At 71.1% G+C, this 25,748-nt stretch carries 25 protein-coding genes; 12 read left to right on the plus strand and 13 right to left on the minus strand.

Annotated features, from left to right (window positions below; all coding sequences use genetic code 11):
- Position 1: 1 nt before the first annotated feature.
- Genes ACFYXH_RS05570 through ACFYXH_RS05580 form a run of 3 tightly spaced genes read right to left on the minus strand, consistent with a single transcriptional unit; the run spans position 2 to position 2,894 of the window.
- Positions 2–1,315 (minus strand): bifunctional RNase H/acid phosphatase, encoded by a 1,314-nt coding sequence (locus tag ACFYXH_RS05570; protein WP_389560865.1) that lies wholly within the window; start codon positions 1,313–1,315, stop codon positions 2–4.
- Positions 1,315–2,058, minus strand: coding sequence for a zinc ribbon domain-containing protein (locus ACFYXH_RS05575; protein ID WP_389561280.1), 744 nt, complete (start codon positions 2,056–2,058; stop codon positions 1,315–1,317). The genes ACFYXH_RS05570 and ACFYXH_RS05575 overlap by 1 nt, the downstream gene beginning before the upstream one ends.
- Positions 2,055–2,894, minus strand: coding sequence for a Nif3-like dinuclear metal center hexameric protein (locus tag ACFYXH_RS05580; RefSeq protein ID WP_389560866.1), 840 nt, complete (start codon positions 2,892–2,894; stop codon positions 2,055–2,057). Before ACFYXH_RS05580 ends, ACFYXH_RS05575 begins: the two co-directional genes overlap by 4 nt.
- A 276-nt stretch (positions 2,895–3,170) precedes the next feature.
- On the opposite strand from ACFYXH_RS05580, the gene ACFYXH_RS05585 reads away from it, so the two are divergent.
- Together ACFYXH_RS05585 and ACFYXH_RS05590 are read left to right on the plus strand one after the other, a co-directional pair.
- Entirely contained in the window at positions 3,171–4,331 is a 1,161-nt protein-coding gene (locus tag ACFYXH_RS05585; protein WP_389560867.1) for a hypothetical protein, read from the plus strand.
- A gap of 118 nt (positions 4,332–4,449) precedes the next feature.
- Positions 4,450–4,623 (plus strand): hypothetical protein, encoded by a 174-nt coding sequence (locus tag ACFYXH_RS05590; RefSeq protein ID WP_389560868.1) that lies wholly within the window; start codon positions 4,450–4,452, stop codon positions 4,621–4,623.
- 123 nt (positions 4,624–4,746) lie between these two features.
- Here the strand turns inward: ACFYXH_RS05590 and ACFYXH_RS05595 are convergent, their stop codons facing one another.
- The 3 genes from ACFYXH_RS05595 to ACFYXH_RS05605 are packed head-to-tail and all read right to left on the minus strand — an operon-like array spanning position 4,747 to position 7,722.
- Entirely contained in the window at positions 4,747–5,688 is a 942-nt protein-coding gene (locus tag ACFYXH_RS05595; protein WP_389560869.1) for a 3-oxoacyl-ACP reductase, read from the minus strand.
- Between the two features lie 10 nt (positions 5,689–5,698).
- Positions 5,699–6,784, minus strand: coding sequence for a Zn-dependent alcohol dehydrogenase (locus ACFYXH_RS05600; protein WP_389560870.1), 1,086 nt, complete (start codon positions 6,782–6,784; stop codon positions 5,699–5,701).
- A 56-nt stretch (positions 6,785–6,840) separates the two neighbouring features.
- The gene (locus tag ACFYXH_RS05605) at positions 6,841–7,722 is read right to left on the minus strand and encodes a MaoC/PaaZ C-terminal domain-containing protein (RefSeq protein ID WP_389560871.1); all 882 of its coding nucleotides are present in this window, start codon (positions 7,720–7,722) and stop codon (positions 6,841–6,843) included.
- Positions 7,723–7,985: 263 nt separating this feature from the next.
- On the opposite strand from ACFYXH_RS05605, the gene ACFYXH_RS05610 reads away from it, so the two are divergent.
- The 4 genes from ACFYXH_RS05610 to ACFYXH_RS05625 are packed head-to-tail and all read left to right on the plus strand — an operon-like array spanning position 7,986 to position 11,624.
- Positions 7,986–8,918 (plus strand): ATP-binding cassette domain-containing protein, encoded by a 933-nt coding sequence (locus ACFYXH_RS05610; protein WP_389560872.1) that lies wholly within the window; start codon positions 7,986–7,988, stop codon positions 8,916–8,918.
- A complete protein-coding gene (locus ACFYXH_RS05615) occupies positions 8,915–9,634 on the plus strand; it encodes an ABC transporter permease (RefSeq protein WP_389560873.1) in 720 nt (239 codons plus the stop codon). Before ACFYXH_RS05610 ends, ACFYXH_RS05615 begins: the two co-directional genes overlap by 4 nt.
- Before the next feature lie 11 nt (positions 9,635–9,645).
- The gene (locus tag ACFYXH_RS05620) at positions 9,646–10,956 is read left to right on the plus strand and encodes a sensor histidine kinase (protein ID WP_389561281.1); all 1,311 of its coding nucleotides are present in this window, start codon (positions 9,646–9,648) and stop codon (positions 10,954–10,956) included.
- A gap of 35 nt (positions 10,957–10,991) precedes the next feature.
- Entirely contained in the window at positions 10,992–11,624 is a 633-nt protein-coding gene (locus tag ACFYXH_RS05625; RefSeq protein WP_389561282.1) for a response regulator, read from the plus strand.
- A gap of 31 nt (positions 11,625–11,655) precedes the next feature.
- On the opposite strand, the gene ACFYXH_RS05630 is transcribed toward ACFYXH_RS05625, so the two are convergent.
- From ACFYXH_RS05630 to ACFYXH_RS05640, 3 genes are all read right to left on the minus strand, one after another.
- On the minus strand, positions 11,656–13,101 hold the full coding sequence (locus ACFYXH_RS05630; protein WP_389560874.1) for an MFS transporter: 1,446 nt from the start codon (positions 13,099–13,101) through the stop codon (positions 11,656–11,658).
- A 73-nt stretch (positions 13,102–13,174) separates the two neighbouring features.
- Positions 13,175–14,389 (minus strand): lipid-transfer protein, encoded by a 1,215-nt coding sequence (locus ACFYXH_RS05635; RefSeq protein ID WP_389560875.1) that lies wholly within the window; start codon positions 14,387–14,389, stop codon positions 13,175–13,177.
- Positions 14,390–14,400: 11 nt separating this feature from the next.
- On the minus strand, positions 14,401–16,554 hold the full coding sequence (locus tag ACFYXH_RS05640; protein ID WP_389560876.1) for an acyl-CoA dehydrogenase: 2,154 nt from the start codon (positions 16,552–16,554) through the stop codon (positions 14,401–14,403).
- Between the two features lie 122 nt (positions 16,555–16,676).
- On the opposite strand from ACFYXH_RS05640, the gene ACFYXH_RS05645 reads away from it, so the two are divergent.
- From ACFYXH_RS05645 to ACFYXH_RS05665, 5 genes are all read left to right on the plus strand, one after another.
- Positions 16,677–17,327, plus strand: coding sequence for a class I SAM-dependent methyltransferase (locus ACFYXH_RS05645; protein WP_389560877.1), 651 nt, complete (start codon positions 16,677–16,679; stop codon positions 17,325–17,327).
- A 23-nt stretch (positions 17,328–17,350) separates the two neighbouring features.
- Positions 17,351–18,307 (plus strand): N-acetylmuramoyl-L-alanine amidase, encoded by a 957-nt coding sequence (locus tag ACFYXH_RS05650; protein WP_389560878.1) that lies wholly within the window; start codon positions 17,351–17,353, stop codon positions 18,305–18,307.
- A gap of 146 nt (positions 18,308–18,453) precedes the next feature.
- Entirely contained in the window at positions 18,454–19,293 is an 840-nt protein-coding gene (locus ACFYXH_RS05655; RefSeq protein WP_389561283.1) for a hypothetical protein, read from the plus strand.
- A gap of 103 nt (positions 19,294–19,396) precedes the next feature.
- Positions 19,397–20,407 (plus strand): LLM class F420-dependent oxidoreductase, encoded by a 1,011-nt coding sequence (locus tag ACFYXH_RS05660; RefSeq protein ID WP_389560879.1) that lies wholly within the window; start codon positions 19,397–19,399, stop codon positions 20,405–20,407.
- Between the two features lie 95 nt (positions 20,408–20,502).
- The gene (locus ACFYXH_RS05665; RefSeq protein WP_327323274.1) at positions 20,503–20,796 is read left to right on the plus strand and encodes a hypothetical protein; all 294 of its coding nucleotides are present in this window, start codon (positions 20,503–20,505) and stop codon (positions 20,794–20,796) included.
- Between the two features lie 106 nt (positions 20,797–20,902).
- Here the strand turns inward: ACFYXH_RS05665 and ACFYXH_RS05670 are convergent, their stop codons facing one another.
- The 3 genes from ACFYXH_RS05670 to ACFYXH_RS05680 all read right to left on the minus strand — a co-directional run bounded on the left by ACFYXH_RS05670 (position 20,903) and on the right by ACFYXH_RS05680 (position 24,241).
- Complete coding sequence (locus ACFYXH_RS05670; RefSeq protein ID WP_389560880.1) at positions 20,903–21,985, minus strand: prenyltransferase/squalene oxidase repeat-containing protein; 1,083 nt, start codon at positions 21,983–21,985, stop codon at positions 20,903–20,905.
- A complete protein-coding gene (locus ACFYXH_RS05675) occupies positions 21,982–22,716 on the minus strand; it encodes a class I SAM-dependent methyltransferase (RefSeq protein ID WP_385302613.1) in 735 nt (244 codons plus the stop codon). Before ACFYXH_RS05675 ends, ACFYXH_RS05670 begins: the two co-directional genes overlap by 4 nt.
- 199 nt (positions 22,717–22,915) lie before the next feature.
- Positions 22,916–24,241: a glycosyltransferase family 4 protein gene (locus ACFYXH_RS05680; protein ID WP_389560881.1), complete on the minus strand. Its 1,326-nt coding sequence runs from the start codon at positions 24,239–24,241 to the stop codon at positions 22,916–22,918.
- A 199-nt stretch (positions 24,242–24,440) separates the two neighbouring features.
- Here ACFYXH_RS05680 and ACFYXH_RS05685 point away from each other — a divergent pair, with 199 nt between their 5' ends.
- A complete protein-coding gene (locus ACFYXH_RS05685) occupies positions 24,441–25,085 on the plus strand; it encodes a TetR family transcriptional regulator (RefSeq protein ID WP_362676055.1) in 645 nt (214 codons plus the stop codon).
- A 100-nt stretch (positions 25,086–25,185) separates the two neighbouring features.
- Here the strand turns inward: ACFYXH_RS05685 and ACFYXH_RS05690 are convergent, their stop codons facing one another.
- Entirely contained in the window at positions 25,186–25,464 is a 279-nt protein-coding gene (locus tag ACFYXH_RS05690; RefSeq protein ID WP_389560882.1) for a hypothetical protein, read from the minus strand.
- Positions 25,465–25,748 lie beyond the last annotated feature (284 nt).

A 25,748-nucleotide genomic window follows, 5' to 3' on the forward strand; every position in this document is an offset into this window, starting at 1 on the left:
GTCAGCGCAGGTGAGACGTGTCGTTGAGCAGGCGCAGCGACGCGGTTCCGTCCGAGTAGTAGGCCACCACCGAGATCGACGCCGCCGAGAGCTCCATCCGGAACAAGGACTCCGGCGGAGCGCCCAGGGCCAGCCGGACGAAGGTTTTGACCGGGGCGACGTGCGTGACCAGCAGCACCGTGCGGCCCGCGTAGCGCGCGAGCAGCTTGTCGCGGGTTGCCGCGACGCGGCGGGCCACCGTCGCGAAGCTCTCGCCGCCGCCCGAGGGGGTCGCCTTCGGCGAGGCCAGCCAGGCCGTCAGATCGTCGCCGTACCGCTCCTGCACCTCCGCGAACGTCAGGCCCTCCCACGCGCCGAAGTCCGCCTCACGCAGACCCTCCTCGATACGGACATCGAGGTTCAGGCGGGCCGCGACCGCCTCCGCGGTCTCGCGGCAGCGCTTCAGCGGGGAGCTGACAATCTCCTCGATCGTGCCGCGCGCCGCGAGTGCGGCCGCGACCGCGTCGGCCTGGCGCAGGCCCACCGGGGACAGTGAGGGGTCGCTGCCGCCGCTGCCCGAGAAACGCTTCTCGGGGGTGAGGGGCGTCTCGCCGTGACGCAGGAGGACAAAGGTGGCCGGGGCGCCGAGGTCGGCGGGGCCCCAGCCGACCGGCGGGGCCGTCGGCGCGGCTTCGCTGCTCGCGGTGGCTCCGGCCCCGACAGAAGACCCCGCGCGACCCGAACCCGAGGGCCCGGCCCCGGGGGAAGACTCCACACGGCCCGAACCCGCCGACCCGCCGCCCGTCAGCGCCGCCCTCGCCTTCGCCGCGCCGGCGGCCGCGTCGCCCACCACTCGCGCCGCTTCCGCGTCCCGCGCGTCAAGCGCGTTCAGGGCCGCCGTGGAACGCGACGGCTCCCACTGCTTGCCCTTTTTGCCCGCGTCCATCGCCTCGTTGGCGAGCCGGTCCGCGTGCTTGTTCTTCTCGCGCGGGATCCACTCGTACGTCACCTGGCCGGACGGCAGGATCCGCGCGGCCTCTGCCGCGAGCGGCTTCATGTCCGGGTGCTTGATCTTCCAGCGGCCCGACATCTGCTCGACGACCAGCTTGGAGTCCATCCGGACCCGGACCGAGGCCCCGGGGTCGAGGGCCTTCGCGGCCTTCAGCCCCGCGATCAGGCCCTTGTACTCGGCGACGTTGTTCGTCGCCACACCGATGTACTCGGCCGCCTCGGCCAGGGGCTCGCCCGTCTTCGGGTCGAGCACGACCGCGCCGTAGCCGGCCGGGCCCGGATTCCCCCGGGAGCCGCCGTCGGCCTCGACGACGAACTCCCGCATTACAGGCCCGACTCTGCGGTGCGGACCAGAATGCGGCGGCAGTTCTCGCAGCGCAGCACGGTGTCCGGCGACGCCGCCTTGACCTCGTTCACCTCGGTGATGTTGAGCTCCAACTGGCAGCCCTCGCAACGGCGCTGGTAGAGGCGGGCCGCGCCCACCCCGCCCTGCTGGACGCGCAGCTTCTCGTACAGCTTCAGCAGATCGGCGGGTACGGAGCCTCCCAGGACCTCGCGCTCCTTGGTGACCGAGGCGACCTCGCGGTCGATCTCCTGCTGCGCGGCGTTCCGGCGCGCGGTCGCGTCGTCGACCTTGGCCTGGACGGCGGAAACCCGCTCGGTCAGCTCGGAGACACGTTCCTGCGCGGACTCACGGCGCTCCATGATCTCGAGGACGACGTCCTCCAGGTCACCCTGGCGCTTGGCGAGCGAGACGATCTCGCGCTGCAGGTTCTCCAGGTCCTTGGGCGAGGTGACCGCGCCCGAGTCGAGGCGCTGCTGGTCGCGTACGGCGCGCTGGCGCACCTGGTCGACGTCCTGCTCCGCCTTGGTCTGCTCGCGGGCGGTGTCGCTCTCCTCGGTCTGCGCGGCGATCAGCAGGTCGCGCAGCTGCGTGAGGTCCTTGTTGAGCGACTCGATCTCGGCGTGCTCGGGCAGCGACTTGGTCTTGTGGGCGAGCTGCGACAGTCGTACGTCGAGGGCCTGGACGTCGAGGAGTCGGATCTGGTCGGCGGGCGCGGCGTTCAGTTGGGGGCTCCAGGAGAAGAGTGGTGGGCGGACCAGGGGTCGGTGACCGTGTGCGAGACGTGGACCCTGAGGCCCCAGCCGTGCCGGTCGGAAATCTCGTCGAGCTGTGCGGCGGCCTGCTCGCACCAGGGCCATTCGGTGGCCCAGTGGGCGGCGTCGACCAGCCCGAGGGGCGAGTGCTGCGTGGCTTCGGAGGCCGGGTGGTGGCGCAGGTCGGCGGTCAGGAACGCATCCACGCCCGCGGCCCGCACCTGGTCGAAGAGGCTGTCGCCGGAGCCGCCGCTGACCGCGACGGTACGGACGAGTGCGTCCGGATCGCCGGCGACGCGGATGCCCTGCGCGGTGGGCGGCAGTCGCTTCGCCGCGCGGGCGGCGAACTCGCGCAGTGTCTCGGGATGGTCGAGCTCGCAGATCCGGCCGAGGCCGCGGTGACCGCTCGGATCCGTGGCGTCCGGCACCAGAGGGCGTACGACCCGGAGGTCGAGCGCGCCCGCGAGGGCGTCGGAGACCCCGGGGTCGGCGGTGTCCGCGTTGGTGTGCGCGACATGCAGGGCGATGTCGTGCTTGATCAGTGTGTGCACGACGCGGCCCTTGAAGGTGGAGGCCGCGACCGTCGTCGTACCGCGCAGATAGAGCGGGTGGTGCGTGACGATCAGCTGGGCGCCGAGCTCGATCGCCTCGTCGGCGATCTCCTGCACCGGGTCCACGGCGAACAGGACCCGGCTGACCTGGGCTTCCGGTTCCCCGCAGACCGTGCCGACGGCGTCCCACTCCGCGGCCCGCTCGGGGGGCCACAGGGCGTCGAGCGCGGCGAGTACTTCAGACAGACGGGGCACGAGAACAGGTTACCCGCGCTCCGTGCCCCGTCGGCCTGGGAGGCCTGTTCGACCGCTGCCGCCGCTTGATCGACTACGGGCCGGGGAACTCGAGGACCTTGTCCGCGCAGCACTTAGGCGCGCCTCACCCTGAGCACCGCCATCCCGCTGAGCACAGTCGCCCCCTGCCCCTCAGGCGAATCCCGGCCCGGCCACCCTTATGTGTGAAGTGGGCGGTCTCGATGTTGTCCGGCATGGGGAGGATACCTAGCTTCAGTCACCGGAGGTGACGTGCCGATGACAGCCTGTGCCATCGAGACCGCCAACGGAGCTGTGGGGAGTACGGGGTTCACGATCACTGCGGACGGGACCTACGCGGCCCGGCTGGCCGGGGACGGCGAGGCCCTGTTCCCGGAGCGGTGGACGCTCGACGGACCCGAGCCGTATGCGGTGCCACTGCCGCTCGGCCAGCCGGAGGAGCGCGACGCCGAGGTGCTGCCGCTGACCGACGGGCGGGTGCTGATCCGGCGGCGGGTGGCGGGCACGCATGCCTTCTCGCTGCTGTATCCGACGGGGCCGGGGACGGGTGAACTGCCGCTCGGCTGGATCGAGTCGGCGGAGCTCACGCTGCTGCCGCCGTCGCCGGACGGCGTGTCCGCCTACGCCCTGGCACCGGGCGCGAAGTCCACCGCGGTCTGGTTGGTGGCGGGCAGCGCGTTCGGACCCGAGTTGGTCGCCGAGGTGCCGGGGCGCTGCTCGGGCGGGGTCTGGCTGGACCGTACGGGGCGGATGCTTGCCCTGGACCGGCAGTGGGACGACGGCCCGGTCAAGGCGGTGGCGGTCGATCTGGAGCGGGGTGGAGAGGTGACGCCGCTGCTGCAGATCACCGAGGATAGCGACGACCGGCTGCTGCTGGCGGAGCCGGACAGCGGACTGCTGCTGATCCGCTCGAACGCACCGGGCCACGGCCGGCTCGGCTGGGGGGTGCTGGGAAGTCTGCGGCCGGTGCGCTTCCCGGAATGTCTGCGGCTCGCGGACTGCGCGGTGACGCCGTTCGCCGTGCAGCCCGGACAGGCGCTGATGCCGGAGAGCTGCGCGGTGGCGCTGCGGATCGACGGGGCGGCGGGGAGCTGGCTCGGCCTGTGGCGCCCAGCGGGGCGGCGACTGCATCAACTTGCCGCGCCGGACGGGTGGTTGGCGGGTGCCGGGCTGTGGAGCCGGGAGGGGGTGCTGCAACTGCCGTACGCGACCGGGGCGGTGCCGTGCGGGGTGGCGCGGATCGACGGGCCCACGGACACCTTCGTACCGGATGTGACCACGCAGCCCGAGGTGATCACAGAACCGGCACAACCGGAATGCGCAGGTGAGGAACCGTCCGAGGGCGCCGGGACTCCTGTTGTGTGCAAGCCGGTTCCTTTGCAGCAGGCGCCTCTCACCGGGCGTACGGCCCCTGATTAAATTCTCGGGCGGGGCTGCTCAGCCGCACCGACCGGACGCCGGCGGTGACGGGGTTCATGGGTGTGGGCGGGGGCCCTGCGACACGTAATTCAGCGATCACGACGGGGTGACTTCCCACATGTCTCAAGCCCGAACCGACACGACCCAGGAGCGTCCGTACGGTGCGGCCGCCGTCCAGGCCGAGGCCGGCGGCGCCGGAAAGCACCGGGGTGGTGCGGCCACGACGGAGGACTCCGCGACTCCGGCGCACGGGCGGCACCGCCGGCCCGGGGAGGTAGGCAGCGCGGTCTGACGCGGACACCTGGGGTTCCCCCGGACCGCGCTCCTCGATCGCCGGAGGGGCTGAACCCGAGCCCGTCCGGCGATTGAGGACAAGCCGGCCACCGGACGGCCCCGGTCACCGGACAGCCCTGGTTCACCCGTGCTTGAGGCCCAGCACTTCCGCCGCCGCGAACGTCTCGTTCGGCGGCCGGTCCGCATAGTGCGGGGTGAGCAGCCCGTCCAGCTCGTCGTAGCTGAACGCCTCCTTGGACGTGTCGAACTTCGCGACCACCCTGGGCCGTTCGACGATCGCCACCATTCCACCGTGCGCAACGAGCAGCTGGCCGTTGACCTTCGCCGCCGCCGGAGAAACCAGATATCCCACCAGCGGGGCGACATGTTCCGGCGCCAGCGGGTCGAGCCCGCCGTCCACCGGTTCCGCGAAGCCCGCGAAGACGTCCTCCGTCATACGGGTCCTGGCGCGCGGGCAGATCACATTGGCCGTCACTCCGTACTTGCCCAGCGCCAGCGCCGTGGACGTGGTGAGGCCGACGATGCCGCCCTTCGCCGCCGCGTAGTTCGGCTGGCCCGCGGAGCCGGCGAGAAACGCCTCCGACGACGTGTTGACGATCCTGCCGTAGACCGGACCGCCCGCCGTCTTGGAGCGCTCGCGCCAGTGGACCGCCGCGAAGTGGGTCGTGTTGAAGTGGCCCTTGAGGTGGACCCGTATGACCGAGTCCCACTCCTCCTCGCTCATGGAGAAGACCATCCGGTCGCGCAGGATGCCCGCGTTGTTGACCAGGATGTCGAGCTTTCCGTAGCGGGAGACGGCCAGTTGGACGAGCTCGCGGGCCTGCGCGAAGTCGGAGACGTCCCCCTGGTGGGCCACGGCGGAGCCGCCCGCCGCCCGGATCTCGGCGGCGACCTCCTCGGCCGGTGCGGCCGAGGCCTCTCCGGAGCCGTCGCGGCCCGGCAGGCCGAAGTCGTTGACGACGACGCTCGCGCCGAGCCCGGCCAGTTCCAGCGCTTCCGCGCGGCCGAGACCGCGGCCCGCCCCGGTGACGATCGCGGACAGGCCGTCGAGTGGCAGAGACATCCGGTTCCTCTCAGATTTCGATGCAGGTACGCAGCGCCTCGCCCGTACGCATCTGGGCCAGCGCGTCATTGATCTCCGCGAGCTGCACCCGGTGGGTGATCAGCCCTTCGAGGTCGATCCGGCCCGCCCGCCACAGGGCGATGGCCCGCTCGTACGAGGTGAGTACGTCCCCGCCCCCGTACATGGACGGCAGGATCCGCTTTTCGTCGAAGAACAGCTCGAACATATTGAGCTGGAGGAAGTCGTCCATGGCGCCCGCGCCGACGATGCACAGGGTGCCGCCGCGCCGGGTCGTCTCGTACGCGATGCGGGCCGTCGCCGACTTGCCGACGACCTCGAAGACGTAGTCGAAGCCCTCGCCGGCGGTGATGCGCTGCTTGGCGTCGGCCAGCTCGTCGGGCGAAACGGCCTCGGTGGCACCGAAGGTGAGGGCGGCCGCACGTCGGCTCGCGACCGGGTCGACGGCGACGATCTGCGCCGCGCCCTTGAGCCTGGCGCCTTGGATCGCGGAGATGCCGACGCCGCCGCAGCCGATGACGGCGACCGAGGAACCCACCGCCACATCCGCGGTGTTGACGGCCGCGCCGAGACCCGTGGTCACTCCGCAGCCGATCAGCGCGGCGATGTCGAACGGCACATCGTCGGGGATCGGTACGGCGCAGCCGGCGTCGACGACGACCTCCTCGGCGAAGGTGCCGGTGCCCGCGAAGCCGAACACGTCGGAAGGGCTTGCGCCGGCACGCTTGAAGTTGGGCGTGCCCGCGTTCATGAAGCCGGCGAGACAGAGCTGGGTCTGGCCGCGCTTGCAGGCGGGACAGACACCGCACGCGGGCAGCCAGCACAGCAGCACCCGGTCGCCCTGCTTGACGCCGTTCACACCGTCGCCGACGTCGATGATCTCGCCGGCGCCCTCGTGGCCCGGGACGAAGGGCGCCGGTTGCGGCAGCACGCCGTTCATCGCGGAGACGTCGGAGTGGCACAGTCCGGTGGCCCGGACCCGGATCTTGACCTTTCCGGGGCCGAAGCCCACCGCCTCGATGTCGTCGAGGACTTCGAGCTTGTCCTGCCCTGTCTCGTGCAGTACGGCTGCGCGCACGGTGCGGCTCCCTTCAGGAGTGATCGATTCAGGAGTGATCGACTCAGGTGATCGGCTCAGGAGTGATCGACGATGGTGTCGGCGAGGACCGGCGCGTCGTCCCTCTCGACGGCCGTGACCGACACCTGGACGCGGGCTGTGCCCTCGGCGCAGCGCCACATCCTGATGCGCAGGGTCTCGCCGGGAAAGACCACCCCGGCGAAGCGTGTGGTGTACGAGCGGATGCGGGTGACGTCCCCGCCGAGCATCGTGTCGACGACCGCCTTGAGCGTCATGCCGTACGAGCAGAGCCCGTGCAGGATCGGCCGGTCGAAGCCGGCGAGCTTGGCGAACTCGGGGTCGGCGTGCAGCGGGTTGAAGTCGCCGGAGAGCCGGTAGAGCAGCGCCTGGTCCTCGCGGATGGTGCGCTCCACGGTCCTGTCCGGGGCGCGGGCGGGGAGTTCGAGGCGCTGGGAGGGGCCGCGGTCGCCGCCGAAGCCGCCCTCTCCGCGTACGAAGATCTGAGCGTCACTGGTCCACAGCGGGCCCTCGTCGTCGGCCGCTTCGGAGCGCAGGACGAGGATCGCGGCCTTGCCCTTGTCGTAGACCGCCGCGATCCGGGAGGTCGAGACGGCCCTGCCTTCGACCGGGATCGGGCGGTGGACCTCGACGGTCTGTCCGCCGTGCAGTACGGATGCCAGATTGATGTCGAGACCGGGTCCGGTGAGCCCGCCGATGACGCCTTTGCCCGCGCCGGCGACGGTGGCGAAGCTGGGCAGCACATGCAGCTTCGACTCGAGGGTGTAGCGCAGTTCGTCGGGGTCGGTGGCGGGGCCCGGACTGCCTTGGAAGGAGCCCGCGCCGAGGCCGAGGTGGTAGAGCAGGACGTCCTTGTGGTCCCAGCCGATCTCGGCGCTGCGGGGTTCGGCGGCGACGGCCTTGGCGGCATCAATGGGCATGAGGATGCTGCTCCTTGAGGAGTGGAAGACCTCGGCGCGGCCGTCCGCACCGTCGGCCGCACCGAGGTCGTACGGGACCGGCCCCGACGCCCGTTCTAGAACGCGTTCTAGGCCGATGGCCCCTATGTATAACGCAGGCCCCAGCACTTGTGAAGACTGCTGACGCCATGTCAGAAGTGCGGCCCACCCAGGACATTTGTCACTGCCGAGTCCGTACATGCGCATCTGCCGGGACCCTGTGCCCGCTCCGTAGCGTGATCCACATGACGCAGACGCAGTGGCAGACAACAGACAGCGAGGCGGCGGTGAGCTTCGCGGGGGCGGCCAAGGTCTTCGGCGAGGTGCGCGCCGTCGACGGCATCGACCTCGACATCCGGCGCGGCGAGACGGTCGCCCTGCTCGGCCGCAACGGCGCCGGCAAGTCCACCGCCATCAGCCTGATGCTCGGCCTGAACGACCCCGACGCCGGCCGGGTCCGGCTCTTCGGCCGCGCCCCCGAGCACGCGGTCGCCGCCGGCCGTGTCGGGGCGATGCTCCAGGACGGCCGCCCGATCCCCCGGGTGACCGTGCGCGAAGTGGTCACCTTCGTGGCCGCCACCTACCCGCGGCCGCTGCCCGTCGCTGAGGCGCTGGAGCTGGCCGGGCTCACCGAGCTCGCGGACCGCCGCGCCGACCGGCTCTCCGGCGGCCAGGTCCAGCGCGTCCGCTTCGCCCTCGCGCTGGCCGGCAACCCGGAGCTGATCATCCTCGACGAGCCGACCGCGGCACTCGACGTCGAGGCACGGCACGCCTTCTGGAAGTCCATGCGCGGCTATGCCGCGCGCGGCAACACCGTGCTCTTCTCCACCCACTACCTGGAGGAGGCCGACAACAACGCCGACCGGATCGTCGTCGTCGACCACGGCCGGATCGTCGCCGACGGCACGAGCGAGCAGCTCAAGCGCTCGGCCGGCGGCAATCTCGTCTCCTTCGACCTGGCGGGAGGGAGCACCGAAGGGCTCACCCTGCTCCCCGGCGTCGTCTCCGTGGAGGTACGGGGCGACCGTGCCCGGCTGCGTACGGACGACTCGGACGCGACCGTCGTCGCACTCGCCGAACTGGGCGCGATCCGTGGCCTCGAAGTCGCCCCGGTCTCGCTCGAAGACGCCTTCCTCACCCTCACGTCGGCCTCCCCCGAACTGGAGACAGCGCGATGATCACCGCCTACCTCAAGCTGGAAGTGCGCCGCACGATGCGCGACACCGGGTTCGTGATCCTCGGCATCGGGATGCCGGTAATGATGTATCTGCTCTTCACCAACCTCGGCGAGAACGCCGCCGAGTGGAAGACCGCCTCCATGGTCGGCATGGCCGCCTACGGAGCGCTCGGCGCGGCCCTGTCCACCGGTGGAGGGGTCGCCGAGGACAAGGCTCTCGGCTGGCTGCGACAGCTGCGGATCACGCCGATGAGCCCGCGCCAGGTCGTCACCGGCCGCGCGCTCACCGGCTCGGTGACCGTGCTGCCCGCGATCGTCGCCGTCCTCGCGGCCGGCGGTCTGCTCAACGGCGTACGGCTGGATGCCTGGCAGTGGGTGGCACTCACCGTGCTGCTCTGGCTCGGCGCCCTCCCCTTCACGCTGCTGGGGCTCGGCAACGGCTACCGGCTCTCCGCGCAGACGACGGGCGTGGTGAACATGGCCTGCAATCTGGGGCTCGCGGTCGTCGGCGGACTGTGGTTCCCGGTGGACCTGTTCCCCGGCTGGCTGCGCTCGCTGTCGCAGTACACCCCGGCCAACCGCTTCGCGGACCTGGGCTGGTCGACGACACTGGGCCATGCGCCCGGCCTCACCACGGTGACGGTGCTGCTGGGCTGGCTGCTGGTGTTCGGCTCGTACGCGGTGATCTCATACCGTCGGGCCGCGAGGACGGCATGACGGGAGCGACGATGCGCGGGAAGAGCGACTGGTACGCCGGATACACCGCGCGGATGGACGCCTGGAAGGCCGACTGGTGCGGACAGAAGGCCGAAAGGCGGACTCGCAGGAATGCCGGGCAGCGAGGGGCCGAGGAGATGGGCCCGCCCAACGGCTTCGCGATGCTGCCGTGGCTGTTGATGGGGATGGGCGCCTTCTCCAACCTCCTCCAGGGCAAGACCCCCAACCCCTGGATCGGCGGCATCGGTCTGCTGGTCTTCAACTCCCTCTACATCTCCGTGGTGTTCCGCGCCTTCCAGAAGGAGGCGCGGGAGGCGCGCTCCACCCGCTGGCTGCTGGTGGCGATGACTGCGGTCACCTGTGGGCTCGCCATCGGGTACGGCGGCAGCTGGCTGCTCTTCTTCCCGCTCCTCGGCCTGGCTGTCGGCTCGGTCGTACGGGGGCGGCGGCTCGGCCCCACCGTGCTGGGGCTGAGCGCCCTGGCCGGGGTGATCGCCGGGGTGCGGGACGGCTGGGGTGCGGTCAATGTCGCGTACGGGACGTTCATCTCCGGCATGGTGACCGCCGCGATCCTCGCCCTGTCCGAGACCGTGCGGGAACTCCGGGACACCCGGCAGGAGCTGGCCCGCACCGCCGTCGAGAAGGAGCGGCTGCGCTTCTCCCGCGATCTGCACGATCTGCTCGGCCACACCCTCTCGGTGATCGTGGTCAAGTCGGAGGCCGCGCGCCGCCTCGCCCCGCGCGACATGGACGCCGCGATCATCCAGATCACGGACATCGAGTCAGTGGGCCGCCAGGCCCTCACCGAGATACGCGAGGCGGTGACCGGCTACCGCGAGGGCAGCCTCGCCACCGAACTGGACCGGGCCCGCTCGGCGCTGACGGCGGCCGGCATCGAGCCGGTGGTCCGCCAGTCGGGCCCGCCGCTGGAACCGCAGACGGCGGCGCTGCTGGGCTGGGTGGTCCGCGAGGCGGTGACCAACGCCGTACGCCACAGCGGCGCGGCCCACTGCGAGATCACTCTGGAGGGCGCCCCGGACCAGGTCCGCCTCACGATCACCGACGACGGCCGCGGGTCCCCCGTCGAGGATGCCGCCCCCACCCTCGGCGGCACGGGCCTGAAGGGCCTGACGGAACGCCTCTCGGCCTCGGGCGGCTCGTTGGCGGCGGGCCCGTCGCCGCGGGGCGGCTTCCGGGTCCGGGCGGAACTCCCCGTGGACGCACCGCAGGAACAGCAGCGGGAACAGCAGCAGGAACGCCTGCAGGAACGGCAGGCGGAACCGGAAGCGGAACAGCGGGCGGAACCGGCGCAGGTCGAATGAGCCCTGGTCGGACATACCCTTACGCCGTGGAAGAGATGCCCCGGAATCACCGGCCCGCCAAGTCCGTACGCGTCCTGCTCGCCGAGGACCAGGGCATGATGCGCGGCGCACTCGCACTGCTGCTGGGGCTCGAGGAGGACATCGAGGTGGTGTCGCAGGTCGGCCGTGGCGACGCCATCGTCGATGCCGCGCTCGCCTCGCGGCCCGATGTGGCGCTGCTGGACATCGAACTGCCGGGGCGCAGCGGCCTCGACGCGGCAGCCGATCTGCGGGAGGAGGTTCCCGACTGCCGGGTGCTGATCCTCACCACCTTCGGCCGGCCCGGCTATCTGCGCCGGGCGATGGGGGCCGGGGCGGCCGGATTCCTGGTCAAGGACGGGCCCGTCGAGGAGCTGGCCGCGGCGATCCGGCGGGTGCTGACCGGGGAGACCGTGATCGACCCGGCGCTGGCCGCGGCGGCGCTGAGTGCGGGGCCGAGTCCGCTCACCGCGCGTGAACGGGATGTACTGAACGCCTCGGTGGACGGAGCGACGGTCTCCGACATAGCGGCGGCCCTGCATCTGTCCGAGTCGACCGTACGGAACTATCTGTCGTCCGCGATCGGCAAGACGGGCACGCGCAACCGCATGGAGGCGGTACGGGCGGCACGCCGGCAGGGCTGGCTGTAACCGGGGGCTCCGCCCCCGGAACCCCCGCGCCTCAATCGCCGGCGAGGCTTGAGTGTGCCGGGCGCGGCAGCCACAGCAGCATCAGCACCGCCGCCGCCACCAGCACCCCCGTCCCCGTACGGAACGCCAGCGCATAACCGGCCGTCAGCGCCTCCGGGTTGGTGCCGCCCGCCGTGCGCGCCGCCGCGACCGTGGACAGAACGGCCAGGCCCAGCGCGCCGCCCATCGTGCGCGAGGTGTTGATCAGCCCCGAGACGAGGCCCGCGTCGCCCGGTGCCGCGCCCGATGTGGCGAGCGAGGCGAGCGGCGTCGCGGCGAGACCGACGCCGGCCATCATCAGGATGCCGGGGCCGAGGATCGAGGCGAGATACGTGCCGTCGGCGGTCATCCTGGACTGCCAGCCGAATCCGGTCGCGGCGACCAGCGCGCCGATGACGGCGACGTTCCTGGCGCCGGCCTTCGCCATCAGCCGGGGTGCGAGCTTCGAGCCGACGATGACGCTCAGCGAGCTGGGGATGAGCGCCAGGCCCGCCCGGAACGGCGTGTAGTCCAGCACATTCTGCGCGTACACCGTCATGAAGAACCACATCGCGAAGGACGCCGAACCGCAGACGAGCATGGCCACATTCGCCGCGGAGACCGCCCGCGACCGGAACACCTTCAGCGGCATCAGCGGCGCCCCGGTCCGCGCCTCCACCGCCACGAAGACCCCGAGCACCGCAAGCCCGCAGAGCAGCGGCAGCAGCGTGGCGGGCGCGGTCCAGCCCGACTCCTCGGTCTGCACGATTCCGTAGGCGACCGCCGCGAGGCCGCCTGTGACCAGCACCGCGCCCGGCAGGTCGAGCCGGCGCCCGTCGCCCGCCCGGCTCTCGGTGAGCCAGATCGCCGCGCCCACCAGCACCAGCGCGCCGACCGGCACATTGATCAGCAACACCCAGCGCCAGGACAGCAGATCGGTGAGGGCGCCGCCGACGAGCCCGCCGGCCGCGCCGCCCGCCGCGCCCACCGCCGACCAGGTGCCGATCGCCCGGGTCCGCGCGGGACCCGGCGGCACGGCCGCCGTCAGGATGGTGAGGGTCGCCGGAGCGAGCACGGCCGCACCGAGGCCCTGTACGGCGCGGGCGGCGAGCAGCTGCCAGCCCTCCTGTGCTAGCCCGCCCGCGACGGACGCGGCGGTGAACAGACCGAGCCCGACGAGGAACATCCGCTTGCGGCCGAAGATGTCCGCGGCCCGGCCGCCGAGCAGCATGAAGCCGGCGAAGGCGATGGAGTACGCGTTGAGGACCCACTGCAGGCCGGTCGTGGAGAGCCCGAGGTCGGCGCGCATCGAGGGGAGCGCGACATTGACCACGGACACGTCGAGGACGACGAGGAACTGGCCGGCGCACGCGGCGAGAATCACCGCCCAGGTACGCGAGGACCGGGCGGCGGATGCCGGTATGAGGGACTGCTCGACGTCTGATGGGGCTTGGGCCATGACGGTCATGGTCGCAGCCGCCCGGCGGTCCGTACATCGGGAAATCGATGTACGGACCGGGGGCCCGCCAGACCTAGGACCTTCGCAGCAGTGTGACCACCGCGGCCCCGCCGAGCCCGATGTTGTGCGCGAGCCCGACCCGCGCCCCGTCCACCTGTCGCGGACCCGCCTCGCCCCTCAGCTGCCAGACCAGCTCGGCCACTTGGGCCAGTCCGGTGGCGCCCAGCGGATGGCCCTTGGAGATCAGGCCGCCCGACGGGTTGACCACCCATCGTCCGCCGTAGGTCGTCGCCCCGCTCTCCACCAGCTTTCCGGACTCGCCGTCCGCGCACATGCCCAGCGCCTCGTAGGTGAGCAGCTCATTGATGGAGAAGCAGTCGTGCAGCTCCACGACGTCGACGTCCTCGATGCCGAGCCCGGAGCTCGCGAAGACCTGCTGACCGGCCGCGCGGGACATCGGCTTGCCGACGACGTCGATGCAGGAGCCGGACGCGAAGGATTCGCCGGTGTCGGTGGTCATCGACTGGGCCGCGATCTCCACGGCCTTGTCGTGGAGGCCGTGCTGGACGATGAAGCGCTCGGAGACAACGACCGCCGCGGCCGAACCGTCGGATGTCGGCGAGCACTGGAGCTTGGTCAGCGGCCGGTGGATCGTCTTCGCGGCGAGGATCTCGTCGACCGAATAGACGTCCTGGAACTGGGCGTTGGGGTTGGCCGCCGAGTGCTTGTGGTTCTTGGCGCCGACGGCGGCGAGCTGCGCCTCGGTGGTGCCGTACCGCTCCATGTGCTCGCGGGCGGCGTTGCCGAAGATCTGGGCGGTGGGCGGGGACATCTCGAAGCCGTGCCCGGCCGCCATGACGCCGTAGTGCCGGGCGACCGGCGACGTCCCGCCCCCGACACCGGCGGTTCCGCCGCGGGCTCCGCCGTCGGAGCCCGCTCCCAGAGCGCCGCGGGCCATCTTCTCGAAGCCGAGCGCGAGTACGCAGTCGCTGACGCCGCCCTCGACGAACTGCCGCGCCATCATCAGCGCCGTCGACGCGGTCGCGCAGTTGTTGTTGACGTTGTAGACGGGGATGCCGGTCAGGCCGAGTTCGTACGCGGCCCGCTGGCCCGCCGTCGATGCCTGGAAGCAGTAGCCGACGGGGACCTGCTCCACCTGCTCGTAGGCGATCCCGGCGTCGGCGAGAGCCCGCGAGCCGGCCTCCTTCGCCATGTCCCAGTACTGCCAGTCCCTCGACTCGGGCTTCTCGAACTTCGTCATCCCGACGCCGACGATATAGCTCTTCACGTCCTACTCCTTCAGTCCCGCGGGAGGCCGAGGATGCGCTCGGCGATGACATTGAGCTGGACCTGCGTGGTGCCGCCCGCGATGGTCAGGCAGCGCGACATCAGCAGCCCGTGCACCGCCCGCTCCCCGGCCCCTTCACGCAATGCGCCCTCGGGTCCGAGCAGTTCGACGGCGAGCTCGGCGGTCTTCTGCTGGTGCGTGGTCTGGACGAGCTTGCGCACGGACGCCCCGGCGCCCGGGTCGAGGCCTGACACCTGCCGCATGGTGGTCCGCAGGCCGATGCAGGCGAGAGCGTGCGCCTCGGCGGCGAGCGACCCGATCCGGGCGCGGCAGGCGCCGTCGAGGCCGGAGGCCCGCGCGAGCAGCGCTTCGAGCCCGGTGTCGAAGGTCAGCTGGTCGGCCATGTGGACGCGTTCGTTGCCGAGGGTGTTGCGGGCGACCTTCCAGCCGTCGTCGACCTGCCCGACCACGGCGTCGTGCGGGAGCAGCGCCCCGTCGAAGTACACCTCGTTGAAGAGCGACTCCCCGGTGATCTCCTTGAGCGGCCGGATGTCGATCCCCTCGGTGTTCTTCATGTCCACGAGGAAGTACGTCAGCCCCTTGTGCTTGGGAGCATCCGGGTTCGTACGGGCGAGCAGTATCCCGTGGTCGGCCCACTGGGCGGCGCTCGTCCACACCTTCTGTCCGGTGATCCGCCAGCCGTCCGCCGTCTTCTCGGCCCGGGTGCGCAGGCTCGCCAGATCCGATCCCGAAGCCGGCTCGCTGAACAGCTGGCACCAGAGCACATCGCCGCGCAGCGTCGGCAGCAGAAAGCGTTCCTTCTGCTCCTCGGTTCCGTACGCGAGGAGCGAAGGCACCACCCAGGTAGCGATGCCCAGGCCGCTCAGCTCGATCCCTGCGTGCGTCAACTCCTGTTGTACGGCGAGCTGTTGGACAGGACCTGCGCCGAGGCCGTACGGCTCGGGCAGATGCGGCGCGGCATAGCCGGTGGCGGCGAGCACGCGGCGGGCGGCGGCCGGTTCGAGGCCGCGTGCCGCCGCGACGGCCTCGCGGGCCCGCTCCCGGTACGTCTGCGCCTCGGCGGGCAGCTCCAGCCTGAGCTCGCGCCGCGCCCCGCCCGCGGCGAACCGCACGGCCCGCAGCCGGTGGCTGTCGCCCGCCCCCAGCAGCTGCCGTACGACGAGAGCCCGCCGCAGATACAGATGCGCGTCGTGCTCCCAGGTGAACCCGATCCCGCCGAGCACCTGGATGCAGTCCTTGGCGCAGGAGTACGCGGCGTCAAGGGCGGCCCCGGCTGCGAGCGAGGCCACCAGGCCGCGTACGCCCGGGCTCTGGTCCACCGCGCGTGCCGCGTCCCACGTCAGCGCCCTCGCCTGTTCGACGCGCACCAGCATGTCGGCGCAGAGATGCTTGATCGCCTGGAACCGCCCGATGGGCCGTCCGAACTGCTCACGGACCTTCGCGTACTCGGAGGCGGTGTGCAGGGCCCAGGCGGCGGTGCCGCACGCTTCGGCCGCGTACAGCACGGAGGCGAGGTCCCGTACGAGAGCGGTGTCGATCTCCAGTACACGGTCCCGGGGCACGGTCACGCCGTGCGCGGTGACCTCGGCGGTGGGCCGGGTCGGGTCGGCGCTCTCGTGCACTCGGACGGTGAGCGCACCCGCGTCCACCGCGAGCCAGCCCGTCGGGGTTTCGAGTACGAGCAGATCGGCGTGCCCGGCGCCGAGGACGGGCGGGGCGGTGCCGTCGAGCCGGTGGCCGTCCTGAGTACGGGTGGCGGTGAGCGTCCCGGGACCGAGCGCGACGGCCGCGATGCGCTCCCCTCGCGCGAGTGTCCCCGCCAGATCGGCTCTGCCCGCGCGGGCCAATACGGCGGAGGCGAGCACGCACGGCAGGTACGGTCCCGGCAGCGCCGCGCGCCCCGTTTCCTCCAGGACGGCGGCAAGGTCGAGGATGGTCCCGCCCCCGCCCCCGTACTCCTCGGCAAGATGCACGCCGAGCAGCCCCTGTTCGGCGGCGCCGTCCCAGTAGCCGGGCCGTCCCCCCGCCCCGGCGCCGGTCGCGTCGAGCTGCTTTCGTACGGCCTCGGGCGGCACGGCGCGCGCCAGCCAGCCGCGTACGGACCGGGCCAGCTCCCGCTGCTCTTGCGTGATTCCGATGCCCATGGGCGGCAGACTAGAACACGTTTCAATCTGACGATAGGTCAGACAACGGGGTTACTGTCCGTGCCGTGCGTGGGCATACGGCACCATGGGCCGCCAGGACACCCGCACGACCAGGAGGAACCATGGCCGCCGCCCCCAAGCCGGAGACCCTCGCCGCCTTCGAGGCGGCCAAGGGCTTCATGCCCGTGGCCGAGGGCCTCGCCCTCTACGCGGCCGCCGCCGAGGCCGGGGCGCTCGGGCTGCCGCTGCTCGAGGTGGGGACCTACTGCGGGCGCTCGACCATCCTGCTCGCCGACGCCGCCCGTGAGGCGGGGACGACGGCGATCACGGTCGACCACCACCGGGGCAGCGAGGAGCAGCAGCCGGGCTGGGAGTACCACGACCCGACCGTGGTCGACCCGGAGGTCGGCGAGATCGACACGCTGCCGACCTTCCGCCGCACCCTGCACAAGGCCGGTCTCGAGGACCATGTCATCGCCGTCGTCGGCCGCTCCCCGCTGGTCGCGAAGGTCTGGGGCACACCCCTCGGCCTGGTCTTCATCGACGGCGGCCACACCGACGAGCACGCGGGCGGCGACTACGAGGGCTGGGCGCCGCATGTCGCCGACGGCGGCCTCCTCGTCATCCACGACGTCTTCCCCGACCCGGTCGACGAGTGGACCGGCCAGGCCCCGTACCGCGTCTACCTCCGGGCACTCGCGTCCGGCGCGTTCACCGAGGTCTCGGTGACCGACTCGCTGCGCGTCCTGCGGCGTACCGGAACGGGGATCTGAGCCGCCGGGCTAGCATCGCGAGGGTGTCGTACGACGAGAACCAGCCCTCCATGCCGCCGCGCCGCTTCGGTCGCGGCAATCTCACGATCGTGATTGCCGCGCTGGTGCCGACCGCGCTGGCGGGGTGGCTCGCCTGGCAGGTAATGAGCGGCCCGGACGAGAACGAGCCGCCGAGGGCATTGCCGAGCGGGTCGACCGCCGCGGGCAAGCCCGCCCCGCCGGCCTCTCCGTCACCGTCCGCCACCTCTGCCACCGCCTCGCCGTCGCCGTCGCCGTCGCCGTCGAAGGGGAGGGCCGGTGCGTCGGGGCCGCTCGCCGGCAGGGTCGTGGTCGTCGACCCGGGGCACAACCCCGGCAATTTCCAGCACACGAGCGAAATCAACAAACTCGTGGATATCGGAACCAACCGCAAGGAATGCGACACGACGGGCACGTCCACCAACGCCGGTTACACCGAGGCCGAATTCAGCCTCGATGTTTCACAACGTCTTCGCACACTGCTCGAAAAGCAGGGCGCAACGGTAAAATTCACCCACACCAACGACCGGCCGTTCGGCCCCTGCGTGGATGAACGGGCGCGCATCGGAAACAAGGCAAAGGCCGATGCGGTGATCTCCATTCACGCCGACGGCTCGGCCGTCGGCAACCGCGGCTTCCATGTAATCCTTCCCGCCCTGGTCAAGGGGGGTGCGGCGGACACCGCGAACATCGTCGGCCCCTCGCGCGACCTCGGCGAGCGGATCGCCGGAAAGTTCGTACGCGCGACCGGCAGCGCGCCCTCCAACTATGTGGGCGACGGTACGGGGTTGGACGTACGCGAGGATCTCGGCGGCCTCAACCTGTCCGTCGTGCCCAAGGTGTTCATCGAATGCGGCAATATGCGTGACCCGAAGGATGCCGCTCTGCTCACAAGCTCCAACTGGCGGCAGAAAGCGGCGCAGGGAATGGCTGACGGCATCAGCAGCTACCTCGACCGGTAACTCCCATACCCGGCAGACGGCCGGATCGGGCAGACGATAGATTCAGCTCTACGATGGGGAGCACCCCCGAGCTCCGCGACGCGCACACCGCCGTACCGGCGGCAGCGACGACCGCCCCGATGAGACGACCGACGAAGGACTTTTACGTGAACATCCGCTCCCTGACCCGAGGCGATGGCGTGGTGATCGGAGCAGCGGTGTTGCTGTTCATCGCCTCGTTCCTCGACACGTTCGACTGCTCCGGCAGCAACTGCGACGGCGTGCCGAACGCCTGGGACAACGGGTCCCTGCTCCTGGGTGTCTACTTGGCCGGCATCATCGGCGCCGCTCTGATCGTCGTCTCGCGCGGGCTGCCGCAGCCGCCGAAGGTCATCGGGCTCGACCTCGGCCAGCTCGGCGTCGCCCTGACCGTCTTCACGGCCTGGAGCGCGCTCGGCGCGATCTTCGACCCGGCGGGCTCCCTGGACGTCGGCGGCAGTGTCGACGCCGGCATCGGCCTCATCCTCGGCTTCATCGCCACGCTCGTGCTGGCCGCCGGCGCGGTCTGCTCGCTCATCGTCCCGGCCTTCAAGGCCCCGCTTCTCGGCGCCCCGAAGCCGGTCACGCAGCCGTACGGCGCGCAGCCCGGTATGGCCGGCGGCTACGGCTACCCGGGTGCCCAGCAGCAGCCCTACGGCGCGCAGCCCGGCCAGCCGGGTCAGCCCCAGCCGTACGGCGCCCAGCCGCAGCCGGGTCAGCAGCAGCAGCAGCCGGCCCCGGCCGCGCCGCAGAACGCCGGTGGCGCCGCGGACTTCACGCCGTTCTGGTTCGCGGTGCCGGTGGCCCGCCCGCTGTACGGCGAGGACGGTTCGCCGACCCCGATCGCCGAGCTCGCGCCCGGCACCTGGTACCTCGCGGTCGAGCAGCGCGGTCCCGGCCTGGTGGCCCAGACGCAGGACGGCCGTCGTGGCGTGCTGCAGGACACCGCGGGCATCCAGCGCGGCTGACGCAAACAGCGGTCCGCAGAGCGGCCCCTCGCCCTTCCGGGCGGGGGGCCGTTGGCGTACCCTGACGCACCGTCAGAAACGTATCGCTGGAGGGGGACACGGCATGCGACTCGGACTCGCTCTCGGCTACTGGGGCCGCGGCCCGGACCCCGCCCATCTCGATCTCGCACGCGAGGCCGAGCGCCTCGGCTACGACTCCGTATGGACGGCGGAGGCCTGGGGTTCCGACGCCTTCACCCCGCTGACCTGGATCGCCGCGCACACCTCCCGCATCCGACTCGGCACGGCGGTGGCGCAGATGGCCGCCCGCACCCCCACCGCCACCGCGATGCACGCGCTCACCCTGGACCATCTGTCCGGCGGCCGGATGATGCTCGGACTCGGTCTGTCGGGGCCGCAGGTGGTGGAGGGCTGGTACGGCCGTCCGTTCCCGAAGAGCCCGCTGACGGCGACCCGCGAGTACGTCGACGTGATCCGCCAAGTGCTCAGGCGAGAGGCACCTGTTGAACTGGCGGGCCGCTTCCACTCCCATCCGTACCGAGGAGAGGACGCCACCGGCATCGGCAAAGCGCTCAAGCCGATCACGCATCCGCTGCGCGCCGGGCTGCCGCTCCTGCTGGGCGCGGAGGGTCCGAAGAACATCGCCCAGACGACGCGTATCGCCGACGGCTGGCTGCCGCTGTACTGGTCGCCGATGCGTACGGACGTCTACGAAGCCTCGCTCAGCGGCATCTCCGACGGGTTCATGATCGCGCCGATGGCCCGCGCCAAGGTCTGTACCGATGTGGCGGAGGGACTACTGCCGGTGAAGGCGATGCTCGGCTTCTACATCGGCGGTATGGGCCACGCGGCACGGAACTTCCACGCCGATCTGATGGCCCGGATGGGCTTCGAGTCCGAAGCCCGCCATATCCAGCAGCTGTTCGCCGACGGCCGCCGCGAGGACGCGGTCTTGGCGGTGCCCGACGCCTTCGCCGACGAGATCTCCCTCGTCGGGCCGCGTGAAAGGATCGCGGAACGCCTGGAGCTGTGGCGCAAGGGCCCGGTCACGGACCTGCTGGTAACCGCTCCGGACCCGCACACTTTGCGCGTCCTTGCGGAGCTGAACTCCTAGGCTCGCTCGCCCAGTTGGGAGGCGTACGGCAGGTCCGTCCCGAGCCTGTTGTACGCCGAGGGTTTCACACGCTCACAAGCGGTAACCCGATGCCCATGAGTCCTCGTCATCACAACGGAACGAATCAGGCCGCAGCGGTCATCATGATCGTTGCCGATGTCATGGCCGTCATCCTCGGCCTCTGGATCCTGATGTACCTGCTGGACGCCAACCGCGCCAACGACTTGGTGAGCTTCATCCAGGACGCCGCGCACTGGCTCGCCGGCTGGTCCTACGACCTGTTCACCTTCGACGACGCCTGGGCGCGCGTCGTCGCCGGCTACGGCCTGGCGGCGGTGGTGTACCTCTTCATCGGCCACGCGGTGGCGGGCCGGCTGCGGAGGTACTAGCCCCGGTACGCCCTGCGGGCGTGTCCGCAATCGCCGGACGGGCTGCAATGCAGCCCCGCCGGCGATTGAGGCGCGGGGTCCGGGGCGGAGCCCCAGCCGACAGGGCCTAGCAGCACTCCGGCGCGAGCCCCCGCGGCAGTCGCTCCCCGCCGAACACCGCAACCGTCGCCTCGTCTCCCCCCAACGCGGCCACCGCCAGCAGCAGCGAACCCGCCGTCCAGGCGGTGAGTTCCTCCGGCCACACGGCCCGGTTGCCCTCGAAGACGTACCCCGTCCAGTACATGCCGCCCTCGGCGCGCAGATGCTGGATGGACTGAAGGATCTCCAGCGCCCGGTCGGACTCGCCCATCACCCACAGTGCCAGGGCGAGTTCGCAGCTCTCGCCACCGGTGACCCACGGGTTGGGCAGCACGCACCGTACTCCGAGGCCCGGTACGACGAAGTCGTCCCAGCCGTCCTCGATACGGGACTTGGCCTCCGCACCCGTCAGCGCACCGCCGAGCACCGGGTAGTACCAGTCCATCGAGTAGCGGCTCTTGTCGAGGAAGCGCTCCGGGTGCCGGCGGATCGCATGCGCGAGCGCGCCCGCCGCCAGCTCCCAGTCGGGCTGCGGCTCTTCGCGCTCCTCGGCGATCGCCAGCGCGCAGCGCAGCGCCTGGTGGACCGACGAACTGCCGGTCAGCAGCGCGTCATTGACCGCCGTGCCGTCCGCCTCCCGCTTCCAGCCGATCTGGCCGCCGGGCTGCTGCAGCGCCAGTACGAACTCGATCGCGGCGTAGACGGCCGGCCACATCCGGTCGAGGAACCCCTCGTCGCCGGTGGCCAGGAAGTGGTGCCAGACGCCGACGGCGATGTACGCGCAGAAGTTGCTCTCACGGCCCCGGTCGGTGGGCCGGTCCGCCTCGCCGTCGTGATACGCGGCGTACCAGGACCCGTCCTCGTTCTGATGCCGTATCAGCCACTCGTACGCGCGGGCCGCTGCCTCGTGCTCGCCCGCCGCGTCCAGCGCCATGGCCGCCTCGGTGTGGTCCCACGGGTCGAGGTGATGCCCCCGGAACCACGGGATCGCGCCGTCCTCGCGCTGCACGGCGAGTATCCCGGCAACGGTCTCGAGGGCTTCCTCCGCGGTGAGGACCCCGGGCAGGACCAGGTGTTCCGTACGGCCGGGGCCGCGCTTGGGCACAGTCACTTGGCGGCCACTGCGGGCAGGTGCGGCTTGGTCGCGTACGCCACGAAGCTCTTGCCGATCAGTGGGTTGAGCGCCTGCTCGGCGAGCCGTGTGGCCAGCGGCTTCTTCATGATGTCCCAGACCAGCAGCTGGTGGTACGCCTTGACCGGCAGGGCCTTGTCGTTGTCGACGCCGAAGGCGCACTTGAGCCACCAGTACGGCGAGTGCAGCGCGTGTGCGTGGTGCGTGCCGTACGGCTTGAGGCCGGCTTCCTTCATCTTGCCGAGCAGCTCGTCGGCCTTGTAGATGCGGATATGGCCGCCCTCGACCTCGTGGTACGCGTCGCTCAGCGCCCAGCAGATCTTCTCGGGGCCGTAGCGCGGCACGGTGACGGCGATCCGTCCACCGGGCTTCAGCACCCGCACCATCTCGGCGAGCACGCCCTTGTCGTCCGGGATGTGCTCCATGACCTCGGAGATGATCACGACGTCGAAGGACTCGTCGGGGAACGGCAGGTTGAGCGCGTCGCCCTCCATGGCGGTGGCGGTGGCGCCCTCCGGTGCCTCCCCGGCCTCCTTCATCGCGGCGAACCACTTCGCGACCTCGCGGATCTCCTCGCCGTTCTGGTCGAGGGCCACGACCTGCGCCCCGCGCCGGTAGCACTCGAACGCGTGCCGGCCTGCACCGCAGCCCAGATCGAGCACGCGGTCGCCCGCGGCGAGCGGGAAGCGGGAGAAGTCGACGGTCAGCACGTAGACCTGCTTTCGCGGTCGGAGGTTCCAGTACGCGGGTCCGCAGCGCGGTCCGGATTCGTGGGCCTGCGGCCCACACATATGGCCGCGGTGCGGCCGGGGTACGGCGCCGTGGAGCGGGCCGATGCCTGTGGCACGGAGCGCCGGGGATGCCGGGAGCCGGTACGGGTCCGGACACACCGCGCCTGGTGGAGACGGGTCACCGGGCAGCCCCCAGCGCCGCGGAGCGGGGCGAGCGCGTCGCGATCGCCTCGCGGTAGTGCTCTGCCGTACCGATCGCCGCCTGCCGCCAGGTGAACCGCGCCAGCACGCGCTCCCGGCCCGCCGCCCCCAGCCGTACGCGCAGCGCCTCGTCGCCGAGCAGCCGGCCCAGCGCCGCGGCGAGCGCACCCGCGTCGCCCGGCGGCACCGCCAGACAGGTCTCCCCGTCCGGGCCCGTGACCTCGGGGATCGCACCGCCGGTCGTGGCGACCAGCGGCGTGCCCGTCGCCATCGCCTCCGCTGCGGGCAGCGAGAAGCCCTCGTACAGCGACGGCACACACGCGATCTGCGCGCTGCGCACCAGGTCGACCAGCTCGGCGTCGGAAATGCCCTTGACGAACTCGACGGCGTCCTGGAGGCCGTACCGCTCGATCAGCTGTGCGACGGGACCGTCCTCCGCGCGCTTGCCGACGACGACGAGATGCGCGGCGGGATGCTCCGTACGGAGCTTCCCCAGCGCCTCGACAAGATGGACGAGGCCCTTGAGCGGGACGTCCGCGCTGGAAGTGGTGACGATCCGGCCGGGGACCTCAGCGACCGCCGGGTTCGGCGAGAAGAGGTCGGTGTCGGCCCCGATGTGGACGACATGGACGCGGCCGGCCCGCACGCCGAGGTGATCGACGATCTCCTGCTGCGAGGAGCCGGAAACGGTGAGCACCGACGGCAGCCGGCGCGCGACCCGCTTCTGCATCCGCGTGAAGCCGTACCAGCGGCGTACGGACGCGCGCCTGCGCCAGTTGTCCGCGGCGTCCAGGTCCAGCTGCCGGTCGACGGTGATCGGGTGGTGGATGGTGGTGACCAGAGGTGCGCCGAGGTCGGCGAGCAGCCCGTACCCGAGCGTCTGGTTGTCGTGGATGACGTCGAACTCACCGCGCCGAGCGGCCAGATGGCGCCGGGCGCGCAGCGAGAAGGTCAGCGGCTCCGGGAAGCCGCCGGTCCACATGGTCGCGACCTCGAGCGCGTCGATCCAGTCGCGGTACTCGTCGCGCTTCGGCGTACGGAACGGGTCCGGGCTCCGGTACAGATCGAGGCTGCCCAGCTCGGTGAGCGGCACGCCTTCGTCGAGTACGGGATAGGGCTGCGCGCCGATCACCTCGACGCTGTGGCCGAGGCGGGCGAGCTCGCGCGAGAGGTGCCGTACATAGACGCCCTGGCCGCCACAGAAGGGGTTGCCCTTGTAGGTGAGGAGCGCGATGCGCAGCGGCTCGTCACCGCCGCCGGACCTGCCCGGACGAGGGCCGGCCTCTATGGCCTCAGCGGTCACTCACGGCCCCCTTCTCACTGCGTTTTCGCCGGAGCGTAACCGCTCACGCTAATCTAGAACAAGTTTCAGACTTGATCGCTCAAGGAGCTTCGAATCTACCGGCAGGTAGCGCTGCTGTAAGGGCCGGATCAGGTGATTCGCGCCACGACGGGGGCCCTGCCATGCTGTGCGATCCGGACTCGCGCATGGAACGGGACATATGACAGCCGAAGCCAAGTCGGCGGTGCCTGCGTCGCCGCCCCTGACGGAACGCCAGGAGGCGCGCCGGCGTCGTATCCTGCACGCCAGCGCCCAGCTGGCCAGCCGGGGCGGCTTTGACGCGGTGCAGATGCGCGAGGTCGCCGAGTCGTCGAGCGTCGCGCTCGGCACGCTCTACCGCTACTTCCCCTCCAAGATCCATCTGCTGGTCGCCACCATGCAGGACCAGCTCCAGCACATGCACACGACCCTGCGCAAAAAGCCGCCGGCCGGGGACAGCGCGGCGGAGCGGGTTGCCGAGACGCTGATGCGGGCCTTCCGGGCGCTCCAGCGCGAACCGCATCTCGCGGACGCGATGGTGCGGGCGCTGACCTTCGCGGACCGCAGCGTCAGCCCCGAGGTGGACAAGGTCTCCCGCCAGACCACGGCGATCATCCTGGACGCCATGGGGCTGGAGAATCCGACGCCGGAGCAGCTCTCGGCGGTGCGCGTGATCGAGCACACCTGGCACTCGGCGCTGATCACCTGGCTCTCGGGGCGCGCCTCGATCGCGCAAGTGAAGATCGACATCGAGACGGTGTGCCGGCTGATCGACCTGACGACGCCGCAAGGGCCGGGCGAGGGCCGCGGCCGGGGCTTGCATTGATCGCGACACAGGCAGTCCCGCGCAGCTGTCGCCACGCGGGACTGCCGGAGAAAGGGCCCGACCGGCCTCGCCGAGATGATTCGGCCTAAGCCTTCATGCATCAGCGGACGAAAACGATGATGGCATTGGCGTCGCGGAAGTCACGGAAATCGCGGAAGTCACGGAAGTCGCGGCGGCCGTTGTCGCGGAAGTCACGGAAGTCACGGAAGTCGCGGTTGCCGTAGTTGCACCAGTCGTTGTAACGACTGTTGGAGTAGCCGCAGTAGTCGTGTGCAGCGGGCTGGGACGAGCTGGTGGCACTGGCTGCGCCGGCTCCAACCAAGCCGAGAGTCAGAGCAGCAAACAGGCTGGCAAGCAGCCGGAGAGTCCTGGATGTCATTACCCGCATGGTGCTTTCCCTTCCCGGGAGCGTAGACGGGCCCGAGCCTGCACGGCCGCGGTGGCGTCAGCACTGGTGACGCAATGATGCGTTCGCGAAGGGTCCGGTACATCGGCCTTGAAGATGGCGGAATTTGCCATCGCCATGGCGGGAGTGTCACCACGACGGGAGTTTCCGTCGCCGACTCACACGCTGAATGCGTGGCATCGGGCCCACCTGGGCTGCTGAGTGCAGCAAACCCTGCGGCGGAGCATCCGTCCGTCGGACAACCAACGACCGGGTGG

Source organism: Streptomyces sp. NPDC002730, from assembly GCF_042888805.1.
Classification (GTDB): Bacteria; Actinomycetota; Actinomycetes; order Streptomycetales; family Streptomycetaceae; genus Streptomyces.

Bases quoted from the DNA above. Each gene is read 5' to 3' on its own strand.
- ACFYXH_RS05685 (WP_362676055.1), top strand. From the start codon at position 24,441: ATGACAGCCGAAGCCAAGTCGGCGGTGCCTGCGTCGCCGCCCCTGACG.
- ACFYXH_RS05660 (WP_389560879.1), top strand. From the start codon at position 19,397: ATGCGACTCGGACTCGCTCTCGGCTACTGGGGCCGCGGCCCGGACCCC.
- ACFYXH_RS05625 (WP_389561282.1), top strand. From the start codon at position 10,992: ATGCCCCGGAATCACCGGCCCGCCAAGTCCGTACGCGTCCTGCTCGCC.
- ACFYXH_RS05610 (WP_389560872.1), top strand. From the start codon at position 7,986: ATGACGCAGACGCAGTGGCAGACAACAGACAGCGAGGCGGCGGTGAGC.
- ACFYXH_RS05590 (WP_389560868.1), top strand. From the start codon at position 4,450: ATGTCTCAAGCCCGAACCGACACGACCCAGGAGCGTCCGTACGGTGCG.
- ACFYXH_RS05585 (WP_389560867.1), top strand. From the start codon at position 3,171: ATGACAGCCTGTGCCATCGAGACCGCCAACGGAGCTGTGGGGAGTACG.
- ACFYXH_RS05605 (WP_389560871.1), bottom strand. From the start codon at position 7,722: ATGCCCATTGATGCCGCCAAGGCCGTCGCCGCCGAACCCCGCAGCGCC.
- ACFYXH_RS05645 (WP_389560877.1), top strand. From the start codon at position 16,677: ATGGCCGCCGCCCCCAAGCCGGAGACCCTCGCCGCCTTCGAGGCGGCC.
- ACFYXH_RS05630 (WP_389560874.1), bottom strand. From the start codon at position 13,101: ATGGCCCAAGCCCCATCAGACGTCGAGCAGTCCCTCATACCGGCATCC.
- ACFYXH_RS05640 (WP_389560876.1), bottom strand. From the start codon at position 16,554: ATGGGCATCGGAATCACGCAAGAGCAGCGGGAGCTGGCCCGGTCCGTA.
- ACFYXH_RS05690 (WP_389560882.1), bottom strand. From the start codon at position 25,464: ATGACATCCAGGACTCTCCGGCTGCTTGCCAGCCTGTTTGCTGCTCTG.
- ACFYXH_RS05665 (WP_327323274.1), top strand. From the start codon at position 20,503: ATGAGTCCTCGTCATCACAACGGAACGAATCAGGCCGCAGCGGTCATC.
- ACFYXH_RS05570 (WP_389560865.1), bottom strand. From the start codon at position 1,315: ATGCGGGAGTTCGTCGTCGAGGCCGACGGCGGCTCCCGGGGGAATCCG.
- ACFYXH_RS05595 (WP_389560869.1), bottom strand. From the start codon at position 5,688: ATGTCTCTGCCACTCGACGGCCTGTCCGCGATCGTCACCGGGGCGGGC.
- ACFYXH_RS05620 (WP_389561281.1), top strand. From the start codon at position 9,646: ATGCGCGGGAAGAGCGACTGGTACGCCGGATACACCGCGCGGATGGAC.
- ACFYXH_RS05615 (WP_389560873.1), top strand. From the start codon at position 8,915: ATGATCACCGCCTACCTCAAGCTGGAAGTGCGCCGCACGATGCGCGAC.